Raw genomic sequence first — 23,609 nt, forward strand, 5'->3', positions numbered from 1 at the left:
TTATGCTCCCTCGCCCGCTAGTGCGCGCTGTATAACTTGTTTGAGTAAACGGCGCGTCAAGGGTATCTTAAAGTCGTTTTGACCACTGCCCTTGGCATCTTTTAATAATAAATCGGCCGCTTGCTTGATCGTATCGTCGTCACCTTGCGTATCGGTTAACAACGCCTCAACCTCCTCATTACGCCATGGCTGGGTACCAATGCCGCCAAACGCTAAACGTACTGTTGAGAGTTTGCCGCTATCATCCGTATCTATTACAGCTGCGCAGGATACAAGTGCAAAGGCATAAGAGGCACGGACGCGTACCTTGTCATAAGTGTGCATGCCTGTGAGGGGCGCAGGCAACACCACGTGGGTGATCAGCTCGCCACTTTCCAACACATTTTCGATATGGGGGGTGTCTTTAGGCAGACAATAAAATTCTTTAACCGGAATCTGACGAGTGGTGCCATCGGCTTTAACTGTCTCGATGGTAGCATCAAGCAAGCGCATAGCAACCGCCATGTCGGAGGGATGCTGGGCTATACAAGATTCGCTGGTGCCCAAAATAGCTAAAGAGCGGTTCTCACCGTTGATAGCAGGACAGCCAGTGCCCGGTTCGCGCTTATTACAAGGGCTATCGGTATGATAAAAATAGTAGCAACGCGTACGCTGCAAAAAATTGCCGCCAGTCGTTGCTTTATTACGTAGCTGTCCGGTTGCCCCTGCTAATATGGCACGAGACAAGACAGGATAGTTTTCAATAACGGTAGGATGCGCCGCCAAGTCGCTATTACTGACTAGCGTACCGATACGTAGACCACCTTCATCGGTATCCTCTACCTTCTCAAGATCAAGACGATTGACATCAACCAAGGTGCTTGGTGTTTCAATCTCAAATTTCATTAAATCGAGTAAGTTAGTACCACCGCCGATAAAAAAGGCGTCTTTGGGACTAGCCGATGTCGCGGCTTGCTCTGGCGCGTTAGCACGAATGTATTCAAAGCGTTTCATGAGCGGCCTCCTAGTGTGCTATTGGCAGTTTGATTGTGTGATGACTGCTTACCTAACTGCGTCTCACTTGGTGGCGGCGACCAAATACCCGTTACTGCCGAGTCTTGCAGCGAGCCTGTAGTCGTCTCTTCACTAGAAGCGGTACGCTTACCTGAGACTTCGTTTTCAAGCACTTGTGAGATGGCATCCACGATATTGGGATAAGCAGAACAGCGGCAGATATTACCACTCATCCGCTCAGCAATTTCTTGCACTAATAATCCATTAGGGTTTTTTAGATCGCTTGTAACATAGCTTGGCCAGTTTTGTTTCACCTCTTCTATTAAAGCAGTCGCTGAACAAATCTGCCCTGGCGTGCAATAACCACACTGAAAAGCATCGTGATCTTTAAAGGCTTGTTGCAAGGCTGATAACGACTCAGGCATTCCAATGCCCTCAATCGTGGTGATCTCATCGCCGTCATGCATAACCGCAAGGGTCAAGCACGAGTTGATGCGCTCACCATTGATAAGAATGGTACAGGCACCGCATTGACCGTGATCACAGCCTTTTTTGGGTCCGGTAATTTGTAGATGTTGACGACATAAATCTAGAATTGTCGTGCGGGTGTCGAGATTTTCAAAGCGGTGCTGTTCACCGTTGATCATCAAAGTTATCGTAGACATAGACATGCTGGCTTCTCGCTGGCAGATGATAAGAATTCGCGGATGAGTTTTTATCCATCCATCTAGTTATTTAGTATTGATTATTTAATATTAAGACGTATTGAACATTTAACTTTGACATTACCACAGACTAGTTTTATGCCTTTAATATGCGCTAATGTCATCATTAATATAGAAAAATACAATCAAAACAATCTATACATTAATATGCTCAGCGAAACTTACGATATTGTTTTTTTGTAGTAGATAGGCAAAAAGTGTTAACACTAAACAAATACCGCTCTCCTTCACCTGTGCTTGCGAAATTAAAATATCACTGCTAACAAGATAAATTTCCTATTGTCATCAAACTGTCATGAAAGCTTGGCAAACTACCACGCATATCACAGGTAGTCGTTTTTGCTTTGTTCTCAAATTTGTGTTGTTGTCAAACTTTAGGAGTTCTACATGCGTTATTCGTTATTAGCAGTCGCCGTTAGTTGCACCTTAGTACTCACCGCTTGTAATAAATCAACCGACCCTTCAAGTTCAGCTGCTGATAATAGTAGCGCCGTAACCAGTACAGAAACAACCACTAATACAACGTCTACTACAGCAAGCGATTTTAAATCTGCTGAAAATATCGCTATGAACATCACTGGTGCTGGCGCGTCGTTCCCGCAACCTATCTATGCCAAATGGTCTTATGACTATAATGCCGCGACTGGTGGTCAGGTGAACTACCAATCTATCGGCTCCTCAGGCGGCATCAAACAAATCCAAGCAAAAACCGTCGACTTTGGCGCATCTGACGCCCCTATGACCCCTGAAGAGCTGGATGCGGCAGGTCTCATTCAGTTTCCGACCGTTATCGGTGGCGTGGTACCGATTGTCAATATCGATGGCGTGGGGCTAGGTCAACTGAAATTGGACGGTGCGGCTTTAGCTGATATCTATCTGGGTAAGATTAGCAAATGGAATGACCCTGCCATCACCGCATTGAACCCAGATTTGAACCTGCCAGATGCTGCCATTACCACCGTGTTTCGCTCAGATGGCTCAGGCACGACCTTTAACTTTACCGATTATCTAGCCAAAGTCTCAAACGACTGGAAAGACAGCGTGGGTGTTGATAAAACCGTCAAATGGCCTACCTCTGCCACAGGGGCAGGCGGTAAAGGCAACGAAGGCGTATCAAGTTACGTCAATCGTATGAAAAACGCTATCGGCTACGTCGAGTATGCCTATGCCAAGCAAAACAACATGGCGCACGCCGCCCTCAAAAACGCGGCGGGTAACTTCGTGCAGCCATCTGCTGAGACCTTTGCCGCGGCAGGTGACATCGATTGGTCACAGCAAGCAGGCTTTTATAAAGTCATCACCAACTCTGAGACCGAGCAAGCGTGGCCCATCGCTGCTGCCACCTTTATCTTGGTACACAAGCAGCCAGAAAACCCGCAGCAAGTGGCTGGCGTGTTGAACTTCTTTGATTGGGCATATGCACAAGGTGATGATAGTGCCATGGCGCTTGATTATGTGCCTTTTTCTGATACCGCAGTGGCACTGTTTAAAGACAAGTGGAATGAAGTCAAAGGCCATGATGGTCAACCTGTCTACACCCCAGCTCAGTAGTTTTTACACATATATATAGCAGCACTTGTAAGCCCCTTTGAGACACCTATTTTCCGGTGGTGGTCTCAAAGGTTTTATCACAACAAATTTAAAAATAGCGTCATCCATTACCGTTAATAGCGCCCTTTATTAAGATTTAGTTTGCTGTGATAAGACCTGATTAAACCCTTTAAGGATTTTGCTCTATAGCCGGTTAATTTTAAAAAAGATTTAAGGGTTGCTGGGATGAATTTTTCGAAGCCTCTGGAGTGCGAAGCGCACAGCAAGCGAGGAAAATTTATACCAGCAGAACGCTATTTTAACTATATCTCTTTAATTTCGAGCTGACTGAAACCCTATTTAATGCTGAGACACTTATGAATGATTTAAGGTCGCAACTGGCAAAACAAAAACGTTACGATGCATTATTTGTCAATGCCACCAAGGCATTTGCCATTCTCGTGCTGCTATCTTTGGGCGGTATTTTGCTCTCTTTGATCATTGGCGCTTGGCCGAGCATTCAAGCATTTGGTCTCGGCTTTTATACCAGTAATAACTGGGACACGGTTGCCAATGAGTATGGGGCGCTGGCGCCTATCTATGGCACGCTGGTGACGTCCTTTATCGCTATCTTAATTGCCGTGCCCGTCAGCTTTGGTATTGCCATATTTTTGACCGAGATGTGCCCAAATTTCTTAAAAAAGCCTCTCGGTATCGCCATTGAGCTGCTGGCAGGTATTCCCTCTATCATCTACGGTATGTGGGGATTGTTTGTCTTTGCGCCGTTTTTTGGCGATCATATTCAGCCGAGGTTTATCGAACACGTTGGCCCACTGCCTATCATCGGTAAGCTGTTTACCGGTGCGCCAATGGGACTGGGCATGTTTACCGCCTCTCTTGTCCTTGCCATCATGATTATTCCTTTTATCGCCGCCACCATGCGTGATGTCTTTTCCGTGGTGCCGGATTTATTAAAAGAATCGGCTTACGGCATGGGTGCAACGACATGGGAAGTCATGTTCAAGATTATCTTGCCGTATACCAAAGCGGGCGTCGTTGGTGGTGTCATCTTGGGACTGGGTCGTGCCCTTGGTGAGACCATGGCCGTGACCTTCCTAATTGGTAACGCCTTTAATATCAGTCCAAGTCTATTTACTTCTGGGGTCACCATTACCTCAGCCCTTGCCAATGAATTTGCAGAAGCCTCTAGTGAGCTACATCTGGCGTCGTTATTACATTTAGGCTTAATTCTATTTGTCATCACCTTTATTGTGCTGTCGCTGGCTAAGCTGATGCTGATACGTATGGATCAAAAAGCAGGTAATCGATAGTAGCTCGATTTCCTCGGTAAACTTCGATGATTATTGGTATTGATAAAAATATGGGAAGTGAGTTTTATGCCTACTGATGCTATGAATTCAGCGTTACCTGCTAAGAGCAACTTTGAAGATCGTTATAACAAGCGCCTTTATAACAAACGGCGCTGGGCCAATAAGCTGGGTTTGGGTTTTGCCATGTCGGCGATGGTATTTGGCCTAATTTGGTTGTTTTGGATTTTATTTACGCTCTTCGTTGAAGGTTTCCAAGGCATGGTGCAAATGCCTATCTTTACTGCCGACACGCCGCCGCCGATGAGCGCAGGCGGTTTACGCAACGCCATTGTTGGTTCAGTCATGTTGGCGTTTTCGGGATTGTTCATTGGTGCGCCCATTGGCCTTATGACGGGGATTTATTTGTCTGAGTTTGCGCAAGGCAGCATGCTTGGCAAAGTGACGCGCTTTTTAAACGATATTTTGCTCTCTGCTCCATCGATTGTCATTGGTCTGTTTATTTATGCCTTGATGGTCAAAGGCCAAAGCTTTTCTGGGTGGGCCGGCGCACTGGCATTGGCATTGATTGTCATTCCTGTGGTTGTACGTACGACTGAAAACATGCTTAATTTAGTGCCCAATAGCATTCGTGAGGCGGCTTATGCACTGGGTACACCGAAGTGGAAAATGGTCACGCAAGTGACGATTAAAGCAGCTCGAGCGGGGCTAACCACTGGTGTGCTGTTGGCCTTTGCCAGAATTACCGGTGAGACCGCGCCGTTACTATTTACGGCATTGAATAATCAATACTTTAGTACCGATATGGGCCAGCCGATTGCCAACTTGCCAAATACCATTTACCAGTTTGCCATGAGCCCTTATGACAATTGGCATGCAATCGCTTGGGCGGCAGCACTGCTGATTACCGCTTCGGTGCTGGTACTAAATGTATTGGCAAGGTTTATCGGTGGTCGCAGCTCCAGTAAATAGCAGCCAGAGTCGATAACGCCTACCACCAAATCACTTTATATACCCATTTACCTAAATTTATATTCATCAAGCTAGGTTGGATAATATTATGAATGACGTCATCAGCAAAACGCGTAGCACAGCAGATAGCAGTAACTTTGATACGACCACAGCCAGCTTACTACATAGATCGATGGCGACGACCACGCAACTGTCGCAGCCAGATTCGTCAAATTTAACTAAGCAAACGCAGCATGATATTCCCAAAGACATGCCAGCGGCAAAGATGCAGATTCGTGATTTAAGCTTTTATTACGGGGATTTTCAGGCGCTTAAAAACATCAATATCGACATTCCTGATAAAAAAGTCACCGCCTTTATTGGGCCATCCGGCTGCGGCAAATCGACCCTGCTCCGTACCTTTAACCGTATGTATGATTTATATCCTGGCATGCGTGCAGAAGGCAGTATCAACCTCGATGGCAAAAACATCTTGGGCAAAGACATCGATGTCAATTTGCTACGCGCGCAGGTCGGTATGGTGTTTCAAAAGCCGACGCCGTTCCCGATGTCCATCTATGACAATGTCGCCTTTGGTGTGCGTCTCTATGAAAGGCTAAGCAAAGCTGAGCTAGACCATCGGGTGGAATGGGCACTTAAAAAATCGGCACTATGGCCGGAGGTAAAAGACAAGCTCAAAGCCTCAGGTTTGTCGTTATCAGGCGGGCAGCAGCAGCGCCTGTGTATCGCTCGCAGTGTCGCTACCAAGCCTGAAGTACTACTGCTTGATGAGCCAACCTCGGCGCTTGACCCACTCTCGACAGGTGCCATTGAAGATTTGATAGAGGATTTAAAAAACGACTACACCATTGCCATCGTCACCCATAACATGCAACAGGCTGCGCGAGTGTCAGACTACACGGTGTATATGTATTTGGGCGACATGATTGAGATGGGTGAGACGGATCAAGTCTTTACCACACCTTCGCAAAAAGCCACGGAAGATTATATTACGGGTCGTTATGGTTAACGCTGTGCAAATTGAAAGTACAGCAGACTAAAACTACTTATGTAAACTCAAAACATATCACGCTATAGCTGTTTGATTTCAAAAGTTACATGTACTGCTGGGGTGAATTTTGCGAAGCATCTGTCTGGCCTGCGCACAGCAAGCGAGGAAAATTTATCCTAGCAGCACGCCATTAACAGTGCCCTTCTTTTAGGTTGAACTGACTACACTAAAATACAGATATTTAGGAAATACCTCTTATGCAAAGTGACAAGCATATCTCCAAAAGTTTCGACCAAGATTTGGATGAAGCCATTCGTCTGTTTTTGGTCATGGGTGACAGCGCCGCCAACCAAGTTGCCAAAGCCATTCATGCCCTTATCGATAAAAATGAAACACTGGCGCAAGAGGTCATCGAGATGGACTTTGATATCAATCGGATGGAAGTTGAGCTCGATGAGCATATCTTATTATTGGTCGCCAAACGTCAGCCAGCGGCCAGTGACTTACGCTTAGTCATGTCCATCAGTAAAGGCGTGGTAGATTTGGAGCGCATCGGTGATGAAGCGGTCAAAATCGCCAAAATGGCCAATAAGCTCGCCGCACAAAGTAAGTCAGCGTATGGCTATGCAGAAGTGCAGCATCTGAGCAATCAAGTGCGTCTGATGCTGCATAATGCGCTAGAGGCCTTTAGTCAGTCCAATGCTGAGCAGGCGTTTGAAGTGATGCGCAATGATGATGTGGTCAATGAAGAGTATCAGTCAGCGATTCGTGCCTTGATGACGTATATTATGGAGGACGCACGCCACGTCTCCAAGGTCATCAATATCGTGTGGGTGTTGCGTGCGCTTGAGCGGATTGGCGATCATGCGCAGAACGTCGCTGAGCTAGTGATTAACTATATTAGCGGACAAGATGTGCGCCATTCGGACTATGCGTTGGTCGAAAAAGCGGTGCAAGAAGCCAATGATCGAATGGCGGCGCGTCAAACTGATAACGTGGCAGCGGCAGATATTAATGCACCCAATAATTGATGCGCTAAATAATAATAGCGACTGATAAAATAGCCGCCACATATTGTAAGATACGCCTCGCATTGCTACCCTTATCAGCTACTAGCACTATCGAGGAATATCATGAAAAAATTACTGGTTGTAACCCCTACTATTTTATTATTAGCAGCATGTGCGACTAATGCACCAATAAACAACGCTCATAGTGGACATAAACCTCAAATACAAAAATCTTATGCTTTTAGCTGTGAAGATAATAGTAAAGTGACTGCTATTTATTCAGCGAATGGTAAAGTGGCTAATTTAAGCTTGACGCTGCCCAAGCTAGGTATAAAAAACCAAAGAGTAAGTCTTAAACAAGCAGTATCGGGCTCTGGTGCACGCTACATTAAAGAATCTAGCTCTAAAGCCAGCTATGAATGGCATACCAAGGCCAATCGCGGCATTCTGAGTATCCGCTCAGTAAATGATCGTAAATACAGCATTACTTGCCAACTATAAAGCAGCAACCTCCCTTTTGAATAACATTTTTTCCTAAGCAATATTTTTTTAAGTAAACCCTCTTCGTATCATTAGGAAGATCTAAAAAAAGTGCCAGTCGTTGAAATGACTGGCACTTTTTTCTTAAAAAATCCTGTTATCAACAATTACTATTCTCAAGCTGGTGGCGTACCTTCGGCATTAGATATGACAGTGTCAATCTGTATCAAAGCATCCATAGGAATAGCGGCGACACCAATCACTGTTCTGGCTGGCAAGTCGCTATTGAAAAAGGTCTTATAAATATCATTTACCGCATCGATATCTGTAATGTCTGTAAGTTGGATGGTCATTTTTACCACATCATCCATAACGTGGTCGATACTTTCTACAATGGCTTTGATATTTTCTAAACACTGCTTCGTCTGCGCTTTGATGTCACCGTGGATTAGCTTGCCTGTTTCAGGATTGATAGGTAATTGACCTGAGAGATGGTTGTAATGAGAGAACGCCACCGTTTGTGTCGATAGTGGATTCTGCGGCGCTTTATCCGTATTGTTAGCCTTGATAGTAATGCCATGCTTATCTTCGGTCGCTTGTGGCGGTGTGCCATTTCCATGAGACACGATAGCATCAATCTGTACCAAAGCATCTAGCTGTAAATCTGACGCTATCACCATCGTCAGTGCTGGTAAATAGGCCGCGCTTCCATCACTGGTTGACTCTGGAAAGAACTCTTTATAAACGTCATTTACCACGTCCACATCGGCAATATTCTTTAAAAAGATATTTACTTTGACAATTTCTTGAAGAGGAACGTCGATACTTTCTAAAATCGCTTCGATGTTTTGTAAGCACTGCTGCGTCTGCTCTTTGACACCACCAGCGACTAGCTCACCAGTTTCAATATCGACAGGCAGTTGCGCTGAGATATTATTGTAATGGGAAAAAGCGATCGTATGCGGCGATACTGAATCCTTTGGTACTTGTTCATTGTTTTTTGGTACTTTTACCAGCTCAACGGGTGCTTGCGGATACGTACCTTCACCGTTTGAGATAACAGCGTCCATTTGTACCAAAGCATCATCCATGGGTAGTGCTGCTACTGCTATGACCGTCCGTGTCGGCAGATAGCCTTGGAAGAACGCAGGGTAAATCGTATCGATGTCTTTAATATCTTCGATGTTTTTTAAAAATATATTAATTTTGATCACATCATTCATGTCATGATCGATGCTCGCTACAATGGTTTTGATATTTTTTAGACACTGCGCGGCCTGTACTTTTATATCATTTGCGACCAAATCACCGGTGGTAATATTGACAGGTAATTGCGCTGAGATATAGTTGTAATGCGAAAAAGCAACGGTTTGGGTAGAGAGTAAATTTTGCGGGGCAATGTCCGTGTTTCTTGATACTTTTATGATAGTGTCATTAGTAGTGTCGTTCATATCGGTATTCCCTATTTGATATGTGTTTTTATATGAATCTCAGTTTAACAAAGCAGTAACGCGTACCACTAAAAGCTAGCAGTGGCGTAAAATCAGATACTTAAACTCAAAAAGCCGCAAGAAATCTGTGCGGCTTTTTAGATTTATCATGATAACTGGGTTGCAGCACTAGTAGAGACTAGCTAGTGAAGATCAGCTAGTAGCGATTAGCCAGCAGCCAATACTCCACCAATGACAGCAACCACACCGCCTAATGCACGAGTAATACGGTTATCGGCTTTGAGCATCATGGTGCCTAGACCGCGACCAACAAAGGTAATCGCTAAAGTTGCAACAACGAAGCCTGCCATATAAAGCAGTAAGCTTGAACCTTGGGTCATCTCAGTGCCGTGAGCATAACCGTGGGCGACCATAAACAGCGCAACCAAAGTGCCGCCAACAGCCGTCGGCAGTTTTGCAAGCGTCGCAATTAATACACCGACTAGCAATACTGACATAGCGATGCCCGTCTCTATGCCAGCTAAACTAACACCAGCCCAAGCAAGGCCTGCACCCGCTATCATGCCACCAACGACAAATAAAGGCGTACCGCGTTTCATCGTGGTGTTTTGGCGAATACTCCAAAAACCAATCGCACCCATGGCCAATAAGTGGTCAAGACCCATTAATGGATGTAGTAAACCGCTAAGAAAACCATTGCTCACGTGCTCGCCATGGCCAGGATGGGCAACGGCTAAAGTGGCCGTCAGCATCAGCCCGATGGTCATTAATAGTTTCGCCGCTGGCAACTTAGTCATTTTATTCATGGTATTCTCCCTCTGTTCTTTTTGTTTATTGTTAACTGGTATAACTACTTTTTATATCTTGCTTGTACCATAAAGGCGTTTAAGCACTGATAATAAACCACTGGCAGTTAAGTATTAATAATTAAGCACTTATTCTTAAGCATCAGCGCTTAGCTTTCCAGGACGACGCTCAGGTAACATGCCCTGCTTTAAAATAAAGCTAATGATTTCTTCTACGCCTACACCGTCATACAAGTTAGTGAATATAAACGGACGCTCGCCGCGCATCTTTTTCGAGTCACGTTCCATCACATCTAGGGAGGCGTGTACATATTCAGCGATGTCAATTTTATTGATAATTAATAAATCTGATTTGGTAATACCGGGGCCGCCTTTACGAGGGATTTTGTCACCAGCAGCGACATCGATGACGTATAAGGTTAAATCAGACAGCTCTGGGCTAAAGGTCGCAGCTAAATTATCGCCGCCAGACTCTACTAACACCAGCTCTAAGTTAGGATGACGCGTTTGCAAGTCATCAATCGCAGCCAAATTCATAGAAGCATCTTCGCGAATGGCCGTGTGCGGACAGCCGCCCGTTTCCACGCCAAGAATACGATCAGCAGGCAAGGCGTCGTGCTTAAGTAAAAAGTCAGCATCTTCACGCGTGTAGATATCGTTGGTGACCACGGCAATGTCGTAGTGATCTTTTAAGGCGCTACATAACTGGCGTAATAAGGCCGTTTTACCAGAACCAACTGGTCCACCGACACCTACTCTTAAACAATGTTTCATGGCTATCTTTCCTTATATATTAATCAAAATGTATGAGTCAAAGCGGTTATAAAATCGAAGCGCTTATAGCATTAAAGCAGTCGTAGAATAAAAAAGATTAGCTTCTAAATAGTCTTGAATATTGGGTTTCGTGCTGGGCACTACCGAGCGCTAAGCCCGGTAGAATCGGCCCCAACTGCTCATCAGTTAAGGCCAGCGCAGTATCGACAGCAGCGACCAGTTGCGGGCGTAGTTGCTCGTTTAAACGTTGCGCGGCGGTATGACCTAATGGCATCGCTTTACAGGCAACCGCCAGTTGGTTTTCCAGCCAGCCCCAAGCAAAGCCGAGTAAACTCTGGCGTATCGGTACTTGTCGCTGATGGGCAGTCCAAGCAAAAACGGTCACGTAACCGGGATCTTCTGGTAGCTTGGCATGACCTAATACTGTCTGCGGCTGCAACTCCAAACTGTTGAGCAAGCGCATCAGTGCTTGACCCAAACGTATGTCTTCGTCGCTCAGCTCAGCGGTCTCACGATTGGCATGTATCCAGTCATTCCAGAAGGTAAGACCTTCACTATCGCCATTCTCCCAGCAAGTTTGCAAGCGTGCCAGCACTGGTAATTCGCAGCGAGACAAGCCATCGTCAAGTACGCCCTCTAACCACTCGCCAAGCTCAGCCTCATTACATACCCAGCCAAGCTCAAATGCACTCTCTAGCCCTTGTGACCAAGCGAATGCACCGATGGGCAATGCAGGGCTAATCAGTTGCATCAGTCCCAGCAGTGCCAAATCGCTGGTTGCGTTTGGCTGGATGTCAGTGTGCATGGTTATGGTCGTCATGATGGGAATGTCCATGGGCATGATGGTGTTCGTGAGAGTGGTCATGTGCGTGTTCATGGGAATGAGAGTGTTCACGGCCAGCTTGCGCATAAGCACCAGACTCTGGATCGAATGGCGCTTGATGATGACTCAAGGTAGCTCCTAGCAGAACAGCTAATTCTTCTAATACATGATCTGGCGGAAACCGTACCCAATAACGTCCTTCTTCATCGCGACCAAGGGCGAGCGATACATGACGATTACCTAAGTGATAGCCGAGTCGTCCCAATGCCAAACCGCCCTCAACATAAGCGGTAGTGACTGGCTCATCAGCAGCAAACACTTGGACGATCTCGCCACTACTCGCTTGTAGCAAATCACCATGACGTAGTACCGGACCACGATCAAGGAACAAACCAACATCGAGGCCGCTATCAGTCACCGCTTTTAAGCGGCCACGTATGCGCAGCTCATAAGGTAGCGTTAGGGTGTCGTGTACATCGGCCTGAGTGCTGCCGTCGATTCTTTTTATTAATTCAAGCATATTGATATCCTTACAAGTGCTCTAAAACAAATGGTAGCGTTGGGCTAATGGCAATTCTGACAGGGGCTCACACGTTAATAACTCGCCATCTGCGCGAACTTCATAAGTTTGTGGATCTACTGTCAGCTCTGGGCAGGCATCATTGAGCTTCATATCGCTCTTACGCATTTGGCGAACGTTTTTACATGCAACCAGTCTACTCTTTAGACCAAACTTTTCTTCTAGTCCCGTATTCATAGCCGCTTGACTGACAAAAGTAATTCGTGTTGCGGCAGCGGCACGACCAAGCGCACCAAACATACGGCGATAATGCACAGGTTGCGGCGTAGAAATAGCCGCATTAGGGTCACCCATCGCAGCGCCCGCTATCATGCCACCTTTGAGGATAATTGATGGCTTAACGCCAAAAAAGCCCGGCTTCCACAATACCAAATCTGCCAGCTTGTCAATTTCGATAGAACCAATTTCATGACCTACGCCGTGAGTGATGGCTGGATTGATAGTGTACTTAGCGATGTAGCGCTTTACGCGGAAATTATCCGTCCCGCGTTCTTCATCTTCTGGTAACAGGCCACGTTGCAGGCGCATTTTGTGCGCGGTTTGCCAAGTTCGGCACACCACTTCACCGATACGACCCATCGCTTGCGAATCCGACGAAATCATCGAAATCACCCCCATATCATGCAGGATGTCTTCAGCAGCTATAGTCTCACGGCGGATGCGCGAATCGGCAAAGGCGACGTCTTCAGGAATACTTGGGTCTAGATGATGACACACCATCAACATGTCGAGATGCTCATCAACGGTATTGATCGTATAAGGACGGGTCGGATTGGTAGACGATGGTAAGACGTTAGGTAGGCTACAAGCGACGATAATATCGGGCGCATGACCACCACCAGCACCCTCGGTATGGTAAGTATGAATACAGCGGTCTTTGAACGCTGCTATGGTATCTTCCACAAACCCAGACTCATTTAAGCTATCAGCATGAATGGCAACTTGTATATCATAGCGATCGGCCACATCCAAAGCGTTGCTGATAGAGGCTGGCGTTGCGCCCCAATCTTCGTGGATTTTTAGACTCATGGCGCCCGCTTTTACTTGTTGTACTAGTGCTTCTGGCTTACTGGCACTACCTTTGCCAAGAAAACCAATATTAATAGGCAAGTCATCTACGGCTTGCATCATTTTACCTATGTGCCAAGGACCGGGCGTATGGGTGGTTGCCGTTGAGCCAGTCGCTGGTCCCGTACCGCCGCCAATCATGGTCGTCAAGCCGCTCATTAGTGCTTCGTCCACTTGCTGCGGACAAATATAATGCACGTGTGTATCGACAGCACCTGCTGTCAAAATCTGACCTTCGCCCGCGATGATTTCGGTACCAGGGCCAATGACAATATCGACATCAGGTTGGGTATCAGGGTTGCCGGCTTTTCCGATAGCAGCGATGCGACCATTTTTTAGACCCACATCGGCTTTTACGATACCCCACCAGTCGATAATGACAGCATTGGTAATGACAGTATCCATTACGGCATCATCGCAGCGCTGACTTTGACCCATACCATCACGAATCACCTTGCCACCACCGAACATGACCTCTTCACCATAATGCGTGTAGTCTTTTTCGATCTCAATCCACAGCTCAGTATCGCCTAAACGAATTCTATCGCCAGTCGTTGGACCATACATATCTGCATAAGCTTGGCGAGTAATTTTCATGAGCTCGCTCCTGAGTCTGAGTTTTGGTTCTGACCCTGATCCTGACCTTGATCTAAGGGACCCATTACTTCACCATGAAAACCATAAATATAGCGTAAACCTGAAAAAGGAATGAGGGGTACATCACGGTGTTGACCCGGCTCAAAACGTATCGCCATACCTGCCGCAATCGCTAAGCGGTGTCCATACGCTTTTTTTCGGTCAAAGTCTAAGGCTGCGTTGGTTTCGGCAAAGTGGTAGTGAGAGCCGACTTGGATAGGACGGTCACCTGTGTTTGCGACGTTGATAATGATAGGTTCACGATCGACACATAACTCAATGTCATCGCTCTTTAGCTGATATTCACCAGGAATCATAGCAAGTCTCCTCAGACAATAGGGTTATGAACGGTCACAAGCTTCGTGCCGTCAGGAAAAGTTGCCTCAACTTGCAGGCTTTCAATCATCTCAGCGATGCCATCCATAACGTCATCTCGAGTAAGGATTTCGCGGCCGGCACTCATCATTTCTGCCACAGTACGCCCTTCACGCGCACCTTCCATAATGGCGCAACTGATCAGCGCTATGGCTTCAGGATAATTCAGTTTGAGGCCTTTAGCCTTACGGCGCTCAGCAAGTAGCCCTGCAGTAAATAATAGCAACTTATCTTTATCTCTTGGCGTTAATTCCATCGCTGACTCCTTCTTATATTATGGTTATCGTTATTGTTTTTTGAAAAGCGTTTGTTAGCACCCAAGCAAATACTTGGGCGTCAATCGTTAAGTCAACCAAATTCGTGGTGTGATGGCTTTGTGTCCGGTCAATCGCGGACGTAGCACTTCTCGTGCTTGCTGAAATAACTCCCAAGCTTCGTTACGCTCAATGCCTAAATAGCGTAGCAGCAATACACCGCGCCGATAGGTAACTGCCCAGTGATTGGTAGCAGGTATATGCTCACGTAGAGCAGTGATGGCCTCTTGTGGATCATCCAATCCAACCGCCCATAACGTCGCATGTACGGTGGCACCGCCCTGCCCCCACATGCCAGCAAATCTTGGATGATCGGGATCTATACATTGGCGCTCTATCCATAACGGGCGACCATTACGAGTGAGTTGAAAACGCTGTTCGAGACGGCCACTGACGAAAGGCAGCTTGCTGGCAGGACGACCAAGACCGAGAATCTCCCACCCCAAGCATTTGGCGTTGGCTTCTAAATCAATGATGATGGTCTGCTCACCACGCGAGCCGTTAAAAGCCAGCGTTTCTTGTGGTAGCCACTCTAAAGTAGCGTCATTAGCGATTTTTAAATGGGTGTGTTGGTTCCAAGCAACACCATTGCTGTCGGCTTTATAAAGCTTATTGGCAGCAGGTGTCGTCAATAGCGTATGGGCGTTTGCCGCCACGGTGACATCTATATTAAGCGCATCGCCACTAGCAATGCCACCAGGCGGATGCAGCAGATAAACGTGACAGCAACCATCGCGACCTTCAGGATAGAACGGTCTTTGCACACGCAAGGGACCATAATGGCGGGCTATATTCATACGGGTAATGCTAGTCTCAGCTTCGGCGTGAGCGCCAAATCCCAAGGTTAAAAATGCTGCCCAATGACGGTTGGCATCGAAGTGGTGTCCTGAGTCTGTAGCAGTCTGTTGTACTGTAGATTTATGAGATAAAGTCGTCATTCCGTCGAACACCTTTTTATAAACCCAGCGCGACATATATCACTGAATCGTTAGCCAATCATCCTGAAAGGCAGGGTATTAGCTTACAGATAGCAAAATGATCAAAATATTCATGTGCGCGGGTGAGGTCAGGTTGACAATATTGGCTTATAGTTGATTCAATCTAAAAGAGAGTCAAGGCACCCGAGTGCAGATGTATACGTAATACTTCAAGCGAGGTTAACGCTGTCACTCTTTTATAGTGGATTGACTATGTTAGCCGTCAATGAATGTCAATATTATATGGGCATTCATTGCCTAGAAACTGTCAAACTAATTAGTACAGGTCATTCGATTAGATGTCAGGATAGTAGATTATATCCCTTGATATGAATGTTGGTTTTGGTCACTCAAGACTTGAAAAGAACACTTATGAGAAAACACCTGTACTCTATAACTCTTATAGGTTATTAGCTGAAGCTTGTCAAGATAATACTGGGAATATAACGAAGGGCAAACTATGGTTCAATCTGCTTTTTATCAAACTGTTAGCTTATTATCACTAGCCTATTAACTTAGACCAACCTAGCCAAATCATAACTCACGCCAATGCAACCATAAGCGCGTGTCCAACTCAAACTGATGATAATCTGGCTCCATATGACAGCATAATTGATAAAAGGCCTTGTTGTGCTCATGCTCTTTAAAATGCGCCAATTCGTGCACGACGATCATGCGCAAAAACTCAGGCGGCGCTTCTTTAAATAAGCTCGCCACGGTGATGCTGTTATGGGATTTTAGCTTACTGCCTTGTACGCGAGATTGCGTAGTATGAATGCCCAGCGCATGCTTAAGAACTTTCAACTTACTACTATAACTGACATTCGATAATGGACCAATCTTGCGCATGGATTGGTTTTTAATATCGTTTATGTATTGATAGAGTGCCTTATCGCTTTGTACTTGGTGCCGATTCGGATACTTGTTTTCTAGATACTCTCCCAGCCTGCCTTCACTAATGAGCAGTGCCGCTTGGGTTTGAATTTGCTCAGAGTAATGAGCGATATACTTGAGTGTGGTCACAAATCTATCCTTTGCTTATAGAGGGGATGCCCTAATCAAAACTCTTTGAAAACACTACGGTACTACTGGTATAAATTTTTGTAGCCTCTGTCTGCGTAGGCACAGCAAGCGAAAAAATTATACCAGCAGTATATGATGTATAGATATCACTTTTCACTGACTATACTTTAAGACTTGTCTCTATATATTTTACCTTATCCTTCCTATTTACCTATCGTCAGTTCATAAATAAACCCCATAAGCTAAATGTAACTTATGAGGTCATATAAAAGACAATCTTATCACGATATATAGTTAGTTAACATCTAGCCAATTAACGCTCTAAGTGTAGATACTGTAGATGACACTCATACTGATGCAGAATATCGACCAGTACTTGTTCTTTGGTATAGCCAACCAAGTCATATTCTTGTGAGCCATCACTCAAGAATACCTCAGCACGGTAGTAAAACTCGGCATGCTTGGTTGAGGTATTCAACGTAAAGTTAGGTCGCTCAGCTTTAATAAGATTAACTTCATAAATAAAATCATCTTCATCGCCATGACCGACACGCAGTTTGACACCATCTATCTGACCGTCATCTTGACTCTTACCAGCATCTATACTTTCACTGATATTATCAAGATTACGAATATCTAAAGAAGTGTTAAGACCGCCTGCTTGCAGCTCTTTTTCAACCTCGCTCATCGCTGGCATAACAGTATTTTGCAAAAACCGTTCAACTTGGGCATGTCCTGGGAAGCTAACGATACGTTGTAGACGCGCTTTCCAGCTCTTACCGCTATCGAGCACGTTTGCTGTGCCAACAGTACTGGCTTTGCGCTTATTGCCCTCTTCTTTGAGCGACTTCCACATCGACATCATGTAGAGCACCAAGATGAGCGAGAACGGTAAACCGGCGATCACAGAAACGGACTGTAATGATGCAAACCCGCCTGCGAACAGCAGGCCCAAAGTAATCAAACCCGTTGCTGCCGCCCAAAACAGGCGCAGCCAAACTGGCGCGTCAGTATCATTGGTCATGCCCTTTGAACTTAAGTTCGCCAGTACCAAAGCACCAGAGTCCGCTGAAGTGACAAAGAACACTAAGCCAATAACCACACCTGCAAATGACAAAATATCACTGTAAGGAAAGTACTCAAACAAGGCAAACATGCCCATCGCCGCATCATTGATAGCGATTTCACCAAGCTCTGTCGCACCATTAACGACCAAATCTATCGCAGAATTACCAAAGATAGAGAACCAAGCAAAGATAAAGCCCAATGGGATAAACATCACCCCAAACACAAACTCACGCAAGGTACGGCCACGGCTAATACGCGCGATAAACAAGCCAACAAACGGTGCCCAAGCGACCCACCATGCCCAGAAAAATATCGTCCAGCCAGATTTCCAGTCAGCACCAGCGCTGCCGTCATAAGCATAAACATCAAAGGTCTTATAAACGATGGTCTGGAAGTACTGACCGATACTTTGGGTAAAGGTATTCAATAAATATACGGTGTTACCCATCACCAGTATCGCGATCAATAGCAATATCGATGACAGCATATTGAACTCAGATAAACGGCGTACCCCTCGCTCTACACCGGTCATGGCAGAGATAGCCGCCGCAGCGACCACGCCCAAGATGATCAAGCTCTGCACCATTTTGCTCGACTCGATACCAAAGACATGGGTCAAGCCTGCATTGGCCTGCAACACGCCGATACCTAAGCTGGTCGCAATACCCATCAAGGTACAGACCACGCCAAAGGTATCAATACCATCACCGAGCCAGCCTTTAATTAAACGCTCACCAAAGACAGGGGTTAGTGGTGAACGTAGGGCTAATGGCATGTTTTTACGATAAGCAAAGTACGCCAATGCCATCCCGATCAAGGCATAAATGCCCCAACCATGTAGACCCCAATGCAAAAAGGTCTGCGCAAGTGCTTCACGCATGGCCGCCTCACTGGCAGGCTCAAGCCCCGTATGCGGCGTCAAATAATGCATTAATGGCTCAGACGCACCAAAGAATAACAAATCAATGCCGATACCTGCAGAAAACAGCATTGCCGCCCATGCTAAAAAGGGAAATTGGGCTTTTTCGTGGTCTTGACCCAACTTGATGTCGCCGTATTTTGAAAATCCTACAAATAAGGCAAATATACTATAAGCGGCAACCACCAGCATGTAATACCAGCCAAAGCTCTCTGATACCCATGCCATACTCGCGCCTAATAATGCCTCACTATAATCTGGAAACGTGATCGTCCAGATAATCAGTAAAATAGAAACAATAGCTGAGCCTAAAAAAACCGTCTTATTTAGAGTCAGGGTTTTCGTCGCATCTTCTGATGGCGAACTGTACATAAAAGACCTCAATAGGTAAATGAAACAGGGTCTGATATTGCTTTGTCCGCCATAACATGATGAAAAATCACCACGTCATGTATACATGAGCGCATGACGCACAAAGCAGTACCAATCAATGAAACCTGCTAAGCAATCCGCAGACCCCTTAGCAAAACCTCAAAAACTAACAATACAAACTGAAATAACTGTCACGCTATAATCCGGTAAAGATAGAAAAGACAGAAAAGATATAGCGCGAACAGAGTAGCGCTGATAAAAAAGACCTTTACTTTGAAAGGTCTTCTTGTTGAAATTATCCAATAATGTTAAATCGCTTATACAGGCGGTTAAACAGCAGCGCCATAAGCGCGCATCGGCTCGGCTCTGAGCGGTGCGCCATTGGCGACATAATAGTCCGCTGTCGAGCGTGGCAACTGCTTGCCGCGCATCTTATCGACGATTTTTTCGGCCAGCATAATAGTGGTGGCATTTAAGTTACCGCTGATGATATTTGGCATGATAGACGCATCAACAACTCGCAAGCCATCGATACCGTGCACTAGCCCTTCACCATTGACTACCGAATCATTACCTTCGCCCATCGGACAAGTACAAGACGGATGATAAGCGGTCTCGCTATGGTTACGGACATACTCATCCAACTGCGCATCGGTCACCAGATCATCGGTCGGCGCGATAGCGCGGCCGCGATACGGGTCAAGCGCTGGCTGATGCATAATCTCACGAGTGATACGCATCGCCGCGCGGAACTCCTGCCAGTCTTGCTCATGCGACATATAGTTAAATAAAATGCTTGGATGCGCGCTTGGGTCTTTTGAGGTCAGCTTAACGCGACCACGACTTGGCGAGCGCAATGAACCTACGTGTGCTTGAAAGCTATGGGAGTTCACCGCACTGCGACCATCGTAACGCACCGCTAACGGCAAGAAATGATACTGGATATTGGGGTGAGTAAACTTCTCATCGGTACGGATAAAGCCGCCACCCTCGAACTGATTAGACGCACCAAGACCAGTACCCATAAACAACCATTCAGCACCAATTGCAGGCTTATTCCACCATTTATTGGCAGGGGCAATCGATACCGGCAATTTACATTCGTACTGCATATACAGCTCTAAATGGTCTTGTAGATTATTACCGACACCCGGCAACTCTAAAACCTCATTAATACCCAAGTCTTTGAGCCATTGACCAGGACCAATGCCAGAGCGCTGCAATAATTGCGGTGAGGCAATAGCGCCTGACGAGATAACTACTTCACGAGCGGCGTAGAAGTTCTTAGTCTGACCTTGATGTTCAACTTTGACACCGACAGCACGCTTGCCATCAAACAGAATCACATCAGTCAATGCGCCAGTCAAAATGGTGATATTGCTACGCGGTTTGGCACGATCCAGATATCCGCGAGCCGTTGAGGCGCGGCGACCATTGGGTGTGACGAAGCGATCCATTGGCCCAAAGCCTTCTTGCTGATAGCCGTTTAGATCGTCGGTACGCGGATAGCCAGCTTGCACGCCTGCTTCAATCATCGCTTGAAATAGCGGATTGACTCCAGGCTTTGAGGTCGTCATCTCAACCGGACCACCGACGCCATGATAGTCGTTTTCGCCTGCATCGCAGTTCTCTGACTTCTTAAAGTACGGTAAGCAGTCCAGATACGTCCAGTCCTCTAAGCCTTTGATTTTCGCCCAGTCATCAAAATCGAGCGCATTGCCACGGATATAGCACATGCCATTGATGAGTGATGAGCCGCCCAGCCCTTTGCCGCGGCCACAATCCATGACGCGGTTATTCATATATGGCTCAGGGTCAGTTTTGTAGCCCCAGTTATACGTGGTGCCTTGTAGCGGCATCGCGAGCGCCGCTGGCATCTGCGTGCGAAAGTCTAGTCGATGATCAGGTCGACCCGCCTCTAACAGCAACACCTTAATGTTGGCATCTTCGGTCAAGCGCGTGGCTAGCACGTTTCCGGCTGAGCCTGCACCGACAATGATGTAGTCATACTCAGGTGTAGTTGATGTCATAAAACGCTCCATAATAGTAAAAATACGTCAGGTCATAGCAGTAAGCTTAAATAAAAAGACAAATTCGCCTACAGGACGCGCTTACTGACGACAGCTTTCTTTGTACATTAAAACAGGTGGTTAAAAAACAAGCAGTTAACAAGCTATTAAAATACTGACTCAAACTTACCCAGCTCGACTTGGATGGACTTGGTCTGCGTATAATGCTCAAGGGCTTCGATGCCATTTTCGCGGCCGATACCTGAGTGCTTATAACCGCCAACTGGCATTTGCGCAGGCGACTCGCCCCAGGTATTTAGCCAGCAAATACCCGCCTCTATTTGACCGATGACGCGATGCGCGCGGGTTAGATCTTTGGTTACCACCCCTGCCGCCAAGCCATAATCCGTATCATTGGCACGGCGAATGACTTCTTCCTCAGTCTCATAAGTCAATATCGACATCACAGGGCCAAAGATTTCCTCACGTACGATAGTCATGTCATCGCTGCAATCGGTAAATACTGTTGGTGCTACATACGCGCCGCTGGCAAGCTCGCTGGTTGTTACTCGCTCACCGCCAGTTAATAGACGCGCGCCGCCTGCTTTACCTTGCTCAATATAGCCGAGCACACGCTCCATATGCGGGAAGCTCACTAGCGGGCCCATATTGATATCTTCATCCATCGGATCGCCGAGTTTGATACGTTTTACGCGCGTCAAAATGGCTTCTTCAAACTTGTCTTGTAGCGCTTTTGGGATAAAAACGCGCGTGCCATTGGTACAGACCTGACCGGTACTGTAGAAGTTCGCCATCATGGCGATATCTGCAGCCATATCAATATCCGCATCGTCAAAGATGATTAATGGTGACTTACCACCAAGCTCTAAGGTTACGTCTTTCAGCGACGATGAGGCCGCGCTTGCCATGACTTTTTTGCCCGTTGGCACGCCGCCTGTAAACGAGACTTTGGCAATATCAGGATGCTGGGTTAATGCTTCGCCTACTTTATAATCGCCTTGCACGACGTTAAAGACGCCATCTGGCATGCCCGCCTCAGTAAAGATTTCCGCCAGTTTAAGTACCGTCAGTGGCGTGACTTCTGAGGGTTTAAAAATCATCGCGTTACCAGCAGCCAACGCTGGCGCAGCTTTCCACATCGCGATCTGAATCGGATAGTTCCATGCGCCAATACCAGCGACGACGCCAAGCGGCTCACGGCGCGTATAGACAAAGCTACTATCACGCAATGGAATCTGGCGGCCCTCAATCATTGGCGCAAGCCCTGCATAGTATTCAACGACATCGGCACCTGTGACGATATCGACGTACTTAGTCTCAGAGTAAGCTTTACCGGTGTCTTTGGTTTCAAGCAGTGCCAGTACATCATTACGCTCGCGCAATATCGCAACCGCCTTTGACAAAATACGGCCGCGCTCAACTGCGGTCATTGCCGCCCACACTTTTTGCCCTTGTTGCGCCGCTTTTACCGCTTCATCGATTTGCTCAGCGGTCGTTTGCTGAATGGTCGCCAGCACCTCACCTGTCGCCGGATTAATATCTTCGAAAGTCGCTAATGACTCATCGACCGGCAGATAACGCCCGTTAATATAAGCGGTCTGCGTTTGTGTTAAATCGATAATGTCTTGTAAATTATTTACGTTTATCTGAGTAGTTGTCATAAGTTTTCCTTAAGGCGACTGAGAATTTATAAAAAATCGTTCAGTCAATCATGCCATCATGGGTTAAAGGGTAAATGTTCTGCGTGCGTGTTATGGATTAAAGCTGTTTATCAAAGTCTTGCTGCGTCATATTTATCAAGCGCTCACGTATTGAGGCTTTGTCCGAGATATCGATACCCGAAAAATCAGAGAGCCAAATCCCATCGGCGACCAGACGTACCATACATAGCGTTTCAGTATTATCGGTAGCGGCATGTTTTTTTAGCTGCGCATTTGACCACTCAGCCCAGCGTTCGCGTAGCATCCGGTCTCCTAGCATCAACACATACAAGGTCGCTTGGCTATTGAACTCGGCCTGTCCTTTTTCGCCCAAGCTAATCGTGGCATCGATATAAGCGCGGGTAAACGAGCCGTAGCGGACAGGATCCTTTGCCATGGCGGCATTGACTTCTGCCTCAAACTTGGCCATCGCATCATAAAACACCTCTAAGATAAGCGCGTCTTTGGTAGCAAAATGATGCATCACTCCGCCTTTGGTCACGCCGACGGCATCTGCCACCGCTTGAAAAGTGACTTTAGACAAGCCCTGCTCTAGCGTGATACGTGCTGCCTCATCGAGCAGCGCCCGCCGTACCAGCTCTGGCTGTTTTTTACGTTTATGCGCGTTTTTTGTTTCCATTTTTGTGTCCATGTTCATTTTTAC

22 protein-coding genes are annotated in these 23,609 nt (G+C 46.5%); 6 read left to right on the forward strand and 16 right to left on the reverse strand.

The annotated features are described in order from the left end of the window. The gene (locus tag Q0890_RS02820; RefSeq protein WP_299217346.1) at positions 1-993 is read right to left on the reverse strand and encodes a xanthine dehydrogenase family protein subunit M; all 993 of its coding nucleotides are present in this window, start codon (positions 991-993) and stop codon (positions 1-3) included. Then, on the reverse strand, positions 990-1,664 hold the full coding sequence (locus tag Q0890_RS02825) for a 2Fe-2S iron-sulfur cluster-binding protein (protein WP_299217349.1): 675 nt from the start codon (positions 1,662-1,664) through the stop codon (positions 990-992). The genes Q0890_RS02820 and Q0890_RS02825 overlap by 4 nt, the downstream gene beginning before the upstream one ends. A gap of 441 nt (positions 1,665-2,105) precedes the next feature. Here Q0890_RS02825 and pstS point away from each other — a divergent pair, with 441 nt between their 5' ends. From pstS to Q0890_RS02855, 6 genes are all read left to right on the forward strand, one after another. After that, entirely contained in the window at positions 2,106-3,269 is a 1,164-nt protein-coding gene (pstS, locus tag Q0890_RS02830; RefSeq protein WP_299217352.1) for a phosphate ABC transporter substrate-binding protein PstS, read from the forward strand. Positions 3,270-3,625: 356 nt separating this feature from the next. Beyond that, entirely contained in the window at positions 3,626-4,579 is a 954-nt protein-coding gene (pstC, locus tag Q0890_RS02835; RefSeq protein ID WP_299217355.1) for a phosphate ABC transporter permease subunit PstC, read from the forward strand. Positions 4,580-4,645: 66 nt separating this feature from the next. Continuing rightward, positions 4,646-5,548, forward strand: a complete 903-nt coding sequence (gene pstA, locus Q0890_RS02840) for a phosphate ABC transporter permease PstA (protein ID WP_345832133.1) — start codon at positions 4,646-4,648, stop codon at positions 5,546-5,548. Between the two features lie 250 nt (positions 5,549-5,798). Beyond that, positions 5,799-6,557 carry a phosphate ABC transporter ATP-binding protein PstB gene (gene pstB / locus Q0890_RS02845; RefSeq protein WP_299217994.1) on the forward strand — a complete coding sequence of 253 codons (759 nt, stop codon included), beginning with the start codon at positions 5,799-5,801 and terminating at the stop codon, positions 6,555-6,557. A gap of 239 nt (positions 6,558-6,796) precedes the next feature. Further along, the gene (gene phoU, locus Q0890_RS02850; protein ID WP_299217357.1) at positions 6,797-7,570 is read left to right on the forward strand and encodes a phosphate signaling complex protein PhoU; all 774 of its coding nucleotides are present in this window, start codon (positions 6,797-6,799) and stop codon (positions 7,568-7,570) included. Between the two features lie 102 nt (positions 7,571-7,672). Next, positions 7,673-8,050 (forward strand): MliC family protein, encoded by a 378-nt coding sequence (locus Q0890_RS02855; protein WP_299217360.1) that lies wholly within the window; start codon positions 7,673-7,675, stop codon positions 8,048-8,050. Between the two features lie 155 nt (positions 8,051-8,205). On the opposite strand, the gene Q0890_RS02860 is transcribed toward Q0890_RS02855, so the two are convergent. The 14 genes from Q0890_RS02860 to Q0890_RS02925 form a co-directional block, all read right to left on the reverse strand. Then, complete coding sequence (locus Q0890_RS02860; protein WP_299217363.1) at positions 8,206-9,480, reverse strand: RidA family protein; 1,275 nt, start codon at positions 9,478-9,480, stop codon at positions 8,206-8,208. A gap of 206 nt (positions 9,481-9,686) precedes the next feature. Continuing rightward, the gene (locus tag Q0890_RS02865) at positions 9,687-10,286 is read right to left on the reverse strand and encodes a HupE/UreJ family protein (RefSeq protein WP_299217366.1); all 600 of its coding nucleotides are present in this window, start codon (positions 10,284-10,286) and stop codon (positions 9,687-9,689) included. 135 nt (positions 10,287-10,421) lie between these two features. Beyond that, positions 10,422-11,060 carry an urease accessory protein UreG gene (gene ureG, locus Q0890_RS02870; protein ID WP_058369267.1) on the reverse strand — a complete coding sequence of 213 codons (639 nt, stop codon included), beginning with the start codon at positions 11,058-11,060 and terminating at the stop codon, positions 10,422-10,424. Positions 11,061-11,157: 97 nt separating this feature from the next. Then, positions 11,158-11,880 carry an urease accessory protein UreF gene (locus Q0890_RS02875; RefSeq protein ID WP_299217374.1) on the reverse strand — a complete coding sequence of 241 codons (723 nt, stop codon included), beginning with the start codon at positions 11,878-11,880 and terminating at the stop codon, positions 11,158-11,160. Further along, entirely contained in the window at positions 11,855-12,403 is a 549-nt protein-coding gene (gene ureE / locus Q0890_RS02880) for an urease accessory protein UreE (protein ID WP_299217377.1), read from the reverse strand. Before ureE ends, Q0890_RS02875 begins: the two co-directional genes overlap by 26 nt. 21 nt (positions 12,404-12,424) lie before the next feature. Then, positions 12,425-14,128, reverse strand: a complete 1,704-nt coding sequence (gene ureC, locus Q0890_RS02885; RefSeq protein WP_299217380.1) for an urease subunit alpha — start codon at positions 14,126-14,128, stop codon at positions 12,425-12,427. Further along, positions 14,125-14,484, reverse strand: coding sequence for an urease subunit beta (locus Q0890_RS02890; protein WP_299217383.1), 360 nt, complete (start codon positions 14,482-14,484; stop codon positions 14,125-14,127). Before Q0890_RS02890 ends, ureC begins: the two co-directional genes overlap by 4 nt. An 11-nt stretch (positions 14,485-14,495) precedes the next feature. After that, entirely contained in the window at positions 14,496-14,798 is a 303-nt protein-coding gene (gene ureA, locus Q0890_RS02895; protein ID WP_058369263.1) for an urease subunit gamma, read from the reverse strand. Between the two features lie 87 nt (positions 14,799-14,885). Continuing rightward, a complete protein-coding gene (locus Q0890_RS02900; RefSeq protein ID WP_299217386.1) occupies positions 14,886-15,794 on the reverse strand; it encodes an urease accessory protein UreD in 909 nt (302 codons plus the stop codon). 573 nt (positions 15,795-16,367) lie between these two features. After that, entirely contained in the window at positions 16,368-16,856 is a 489-nt protein-coding gene (locus Q0890_RS02905; RefSeq protein ID WP_299217389.1) for a M48 family metallopeptidase, read from the reverse strand. A gap of 313 nt (positions 16,857-17,169) precedes the next feature. Next, complete coding sequence (gene betT / locus Q0890_RS02910; protein WP_299217391.1) at positions 17,170-19,215, reverse strand: choline BCCT transporter BetT; 2,046 nt, start codon at positions 19,213-19,215, stop codon at positions 17,170-17,172. Between the two features lie 329 nt (positions 19,216-19,544). Beyond that, on the reverse strand, positions 19,545-21,245 hold the full coding sequence (gene betA, locus Q0890_RS02915) for a choline dehydrogenase (protein ID WP_299217394.1): 1,701 nt from the start codon (positions 21,243-21,245) through the stop codon (positions 19,545-19,547). A gap of 146 nt (positions 21,246-21,391) precedes the next feature. Then, positions 21,392-22,906 carry a betaine-aldehyde dehydrogenase gene (gene betB / locus Q0890_RS02920; RefSeq protein ID WP_299217397.1) on the reverse strand — a complete coding sequence of 505 codons (1,515 nt, stop codon included), beginning with the start codon at positions 22,904-22,906 and terminating at the stop codon, positions 21,392-21,394. A 97-nt stretch (positions 22,907-23,003) separates the two neighbouring features. Then, on the reverse strand, positions 23,004-23,585 hold the full coding sequence (locus Q0890_RS02925) for a TetR/AcrR family transcriptional regulator (RefSeq protein ID WP_299217400.1): 582 nt from the start codon (positions 23,583-23,585) through the stop codon (positions 23,004-23,006). Between the last annotated feature and the right edge of the window lie 24 nt (positions 23,586-23,609).

Origin of the sequence: uncultured Psychrobacter sp. (assembly GCF_947488565.1) — a bacterium.
Classification (GTDB): Bacteria; Pseudomonadota; Gammaproteobacteria; order Pseudomonadales; family Moraxellaceae; genus Psychrobacter; species Psychrobacter saeujeotis.

Excerpts from the sequence above, each read along its gene's own strand:
- pstS (WP_299217352.1), top strand. The coding sequence starts at position 2,106 with ATGCGTTATTCGTTATTAGCAGTCGCCGTTAGTTGCACCTTAGTACTC.
- ureG (WP_058369267.1), bottom strand. The coding sequence starts at position 11,060 with ATGAAACATTGTTTAAGAGTAGGTGTCGGTGGACCAGTTGGTTCTGGT.
- betT (WP_299217391.1), bottom strand. The coding sequence starts at position 19,215 with ATGTACAGTTCGCCATCAGAAGATGCGACGAAAACCCTGACTCTAAAT.
- Q0890_RS02825 (WP_299217349.1), bottom strand. The coding sequence starts at position 1,664 with ATGTCTATGTCTACGATAACTTTGATGATCAACGGTGAACAGCACCGC.
- Q0890_RS02855 (WP_299217360.1), top strand. The coding sequence starts at position 7,673 with ATGAAAAAATTACTGGTTGTAACCCCTACTATTTTATTATTAGCAGCA.
- Q0890_RS02865 (WP_299217366.1), bottom strand. The coding sequence starts at position 10,286 with ATGAATAAAATGACTAAGTTGCCAGCGGCGAAACTATTAATGACCATC.
- pstA (WP_345832133.1), top strand. The coding sequence starts at position 4,646 with ATGCCTACTGATGCTATGAATTCAGCGTTACCTGCTAAGAGCAACTTT.
- Q0890_RS02860 (WP_299217363.1), bottom strand. The coding sequence starts at position 9,480 with ATGAACGACACTACTAATGACACTATCATAAAAGTATCAAGAAACACG.
- pstC (WP_299217355.1), top strand. The coding sequence starts at position 3,626 with ATGAATGATTTAAGGTCGCAACTGGCAAAACAAAAACGTTACGATGCA.
- Q0890_RS02900 (WP_299217386.1), bottom strand. The coding sequence starts at position 15,794 with ATGACGACTTTATCTCATAAATCTACAGTACAACAGACTGCTACAGAC.
- ureC (WP_299217380.1), bottom strand. The coding sequence starts at position 14,128 with ATGAAAATTACTCGCCAAGCTTATGCAGATATGTATGGTCCAACGACT.
- ureE (WP_299217377.1), bottom strand. The coding sequence starts at position 12,403 with ATGCTTGAATTAATAAAAAGAATCGACGGCAGCACTCAGGCCGATGTA.
- Q0890_RS02820 (WP_299217346.1), bottom strand. The coding sequence starts at position 993 with ATGAAACGCTTTGAATACATTCGTGCTAACGCGCCAGAGCAAGCCGCG.
- betA (WP_299217394.1), bottom strand. The coding sequence starts at position 21,245 with ATGACATCAACTACACCTGAGTATGACTACATCATTGTCGGTGCAGGC.
- ureA (WP_058369263.1), bottom strand. The coding sequence starts at position 14,798 with ATGGAATTAACGCCAAGAGATAAAGATAAGTTGCTATTATTTACTGCA.
- Q0890_RS02875 (WP_299217374.1), bottom strand. The coding sequence starts at position 11,880 with ATGACGACCATAACCATGCACACTGACATCCAGCCAAACGCAACCAGC.
- pstB (WP_299217994.1), top strand. The coding sequence starts at position 5,799 with ATGCCAGCGGCAAAGATGCAGATTCGTGATTTAAGCTTTTATTACGGG.
- Q0890_RS02890 (WP_299217383.1), bottom strand. The coding sequence starts at position 14,484 with ATGATTCCTGGTGAATATCAGCTAAAGAGCGATGACATTGAGTTATGT.
- phoU (WP_299217357.1), top strand. The coding sequence starts at position 6,797 with ATGCAAAGTGACAAGCATATCTCCAAAAGTTTCGACCAAGATTTGGAT.
- betB (WP_299217397.1), bottom strand. The coding sequence starts at position 22,906 with ATGACAACTACTCAGATAAACGTAAATAATTTACAAGACATTATCGAT.
- Q0890_RS02925 (WP_299217400.1), bottom strand. The coding sequence starts at position 23,585 with ATGGAAACAAAAAACGCGCATAAACGTAAAAAACAGCCAGAGCTGGTA.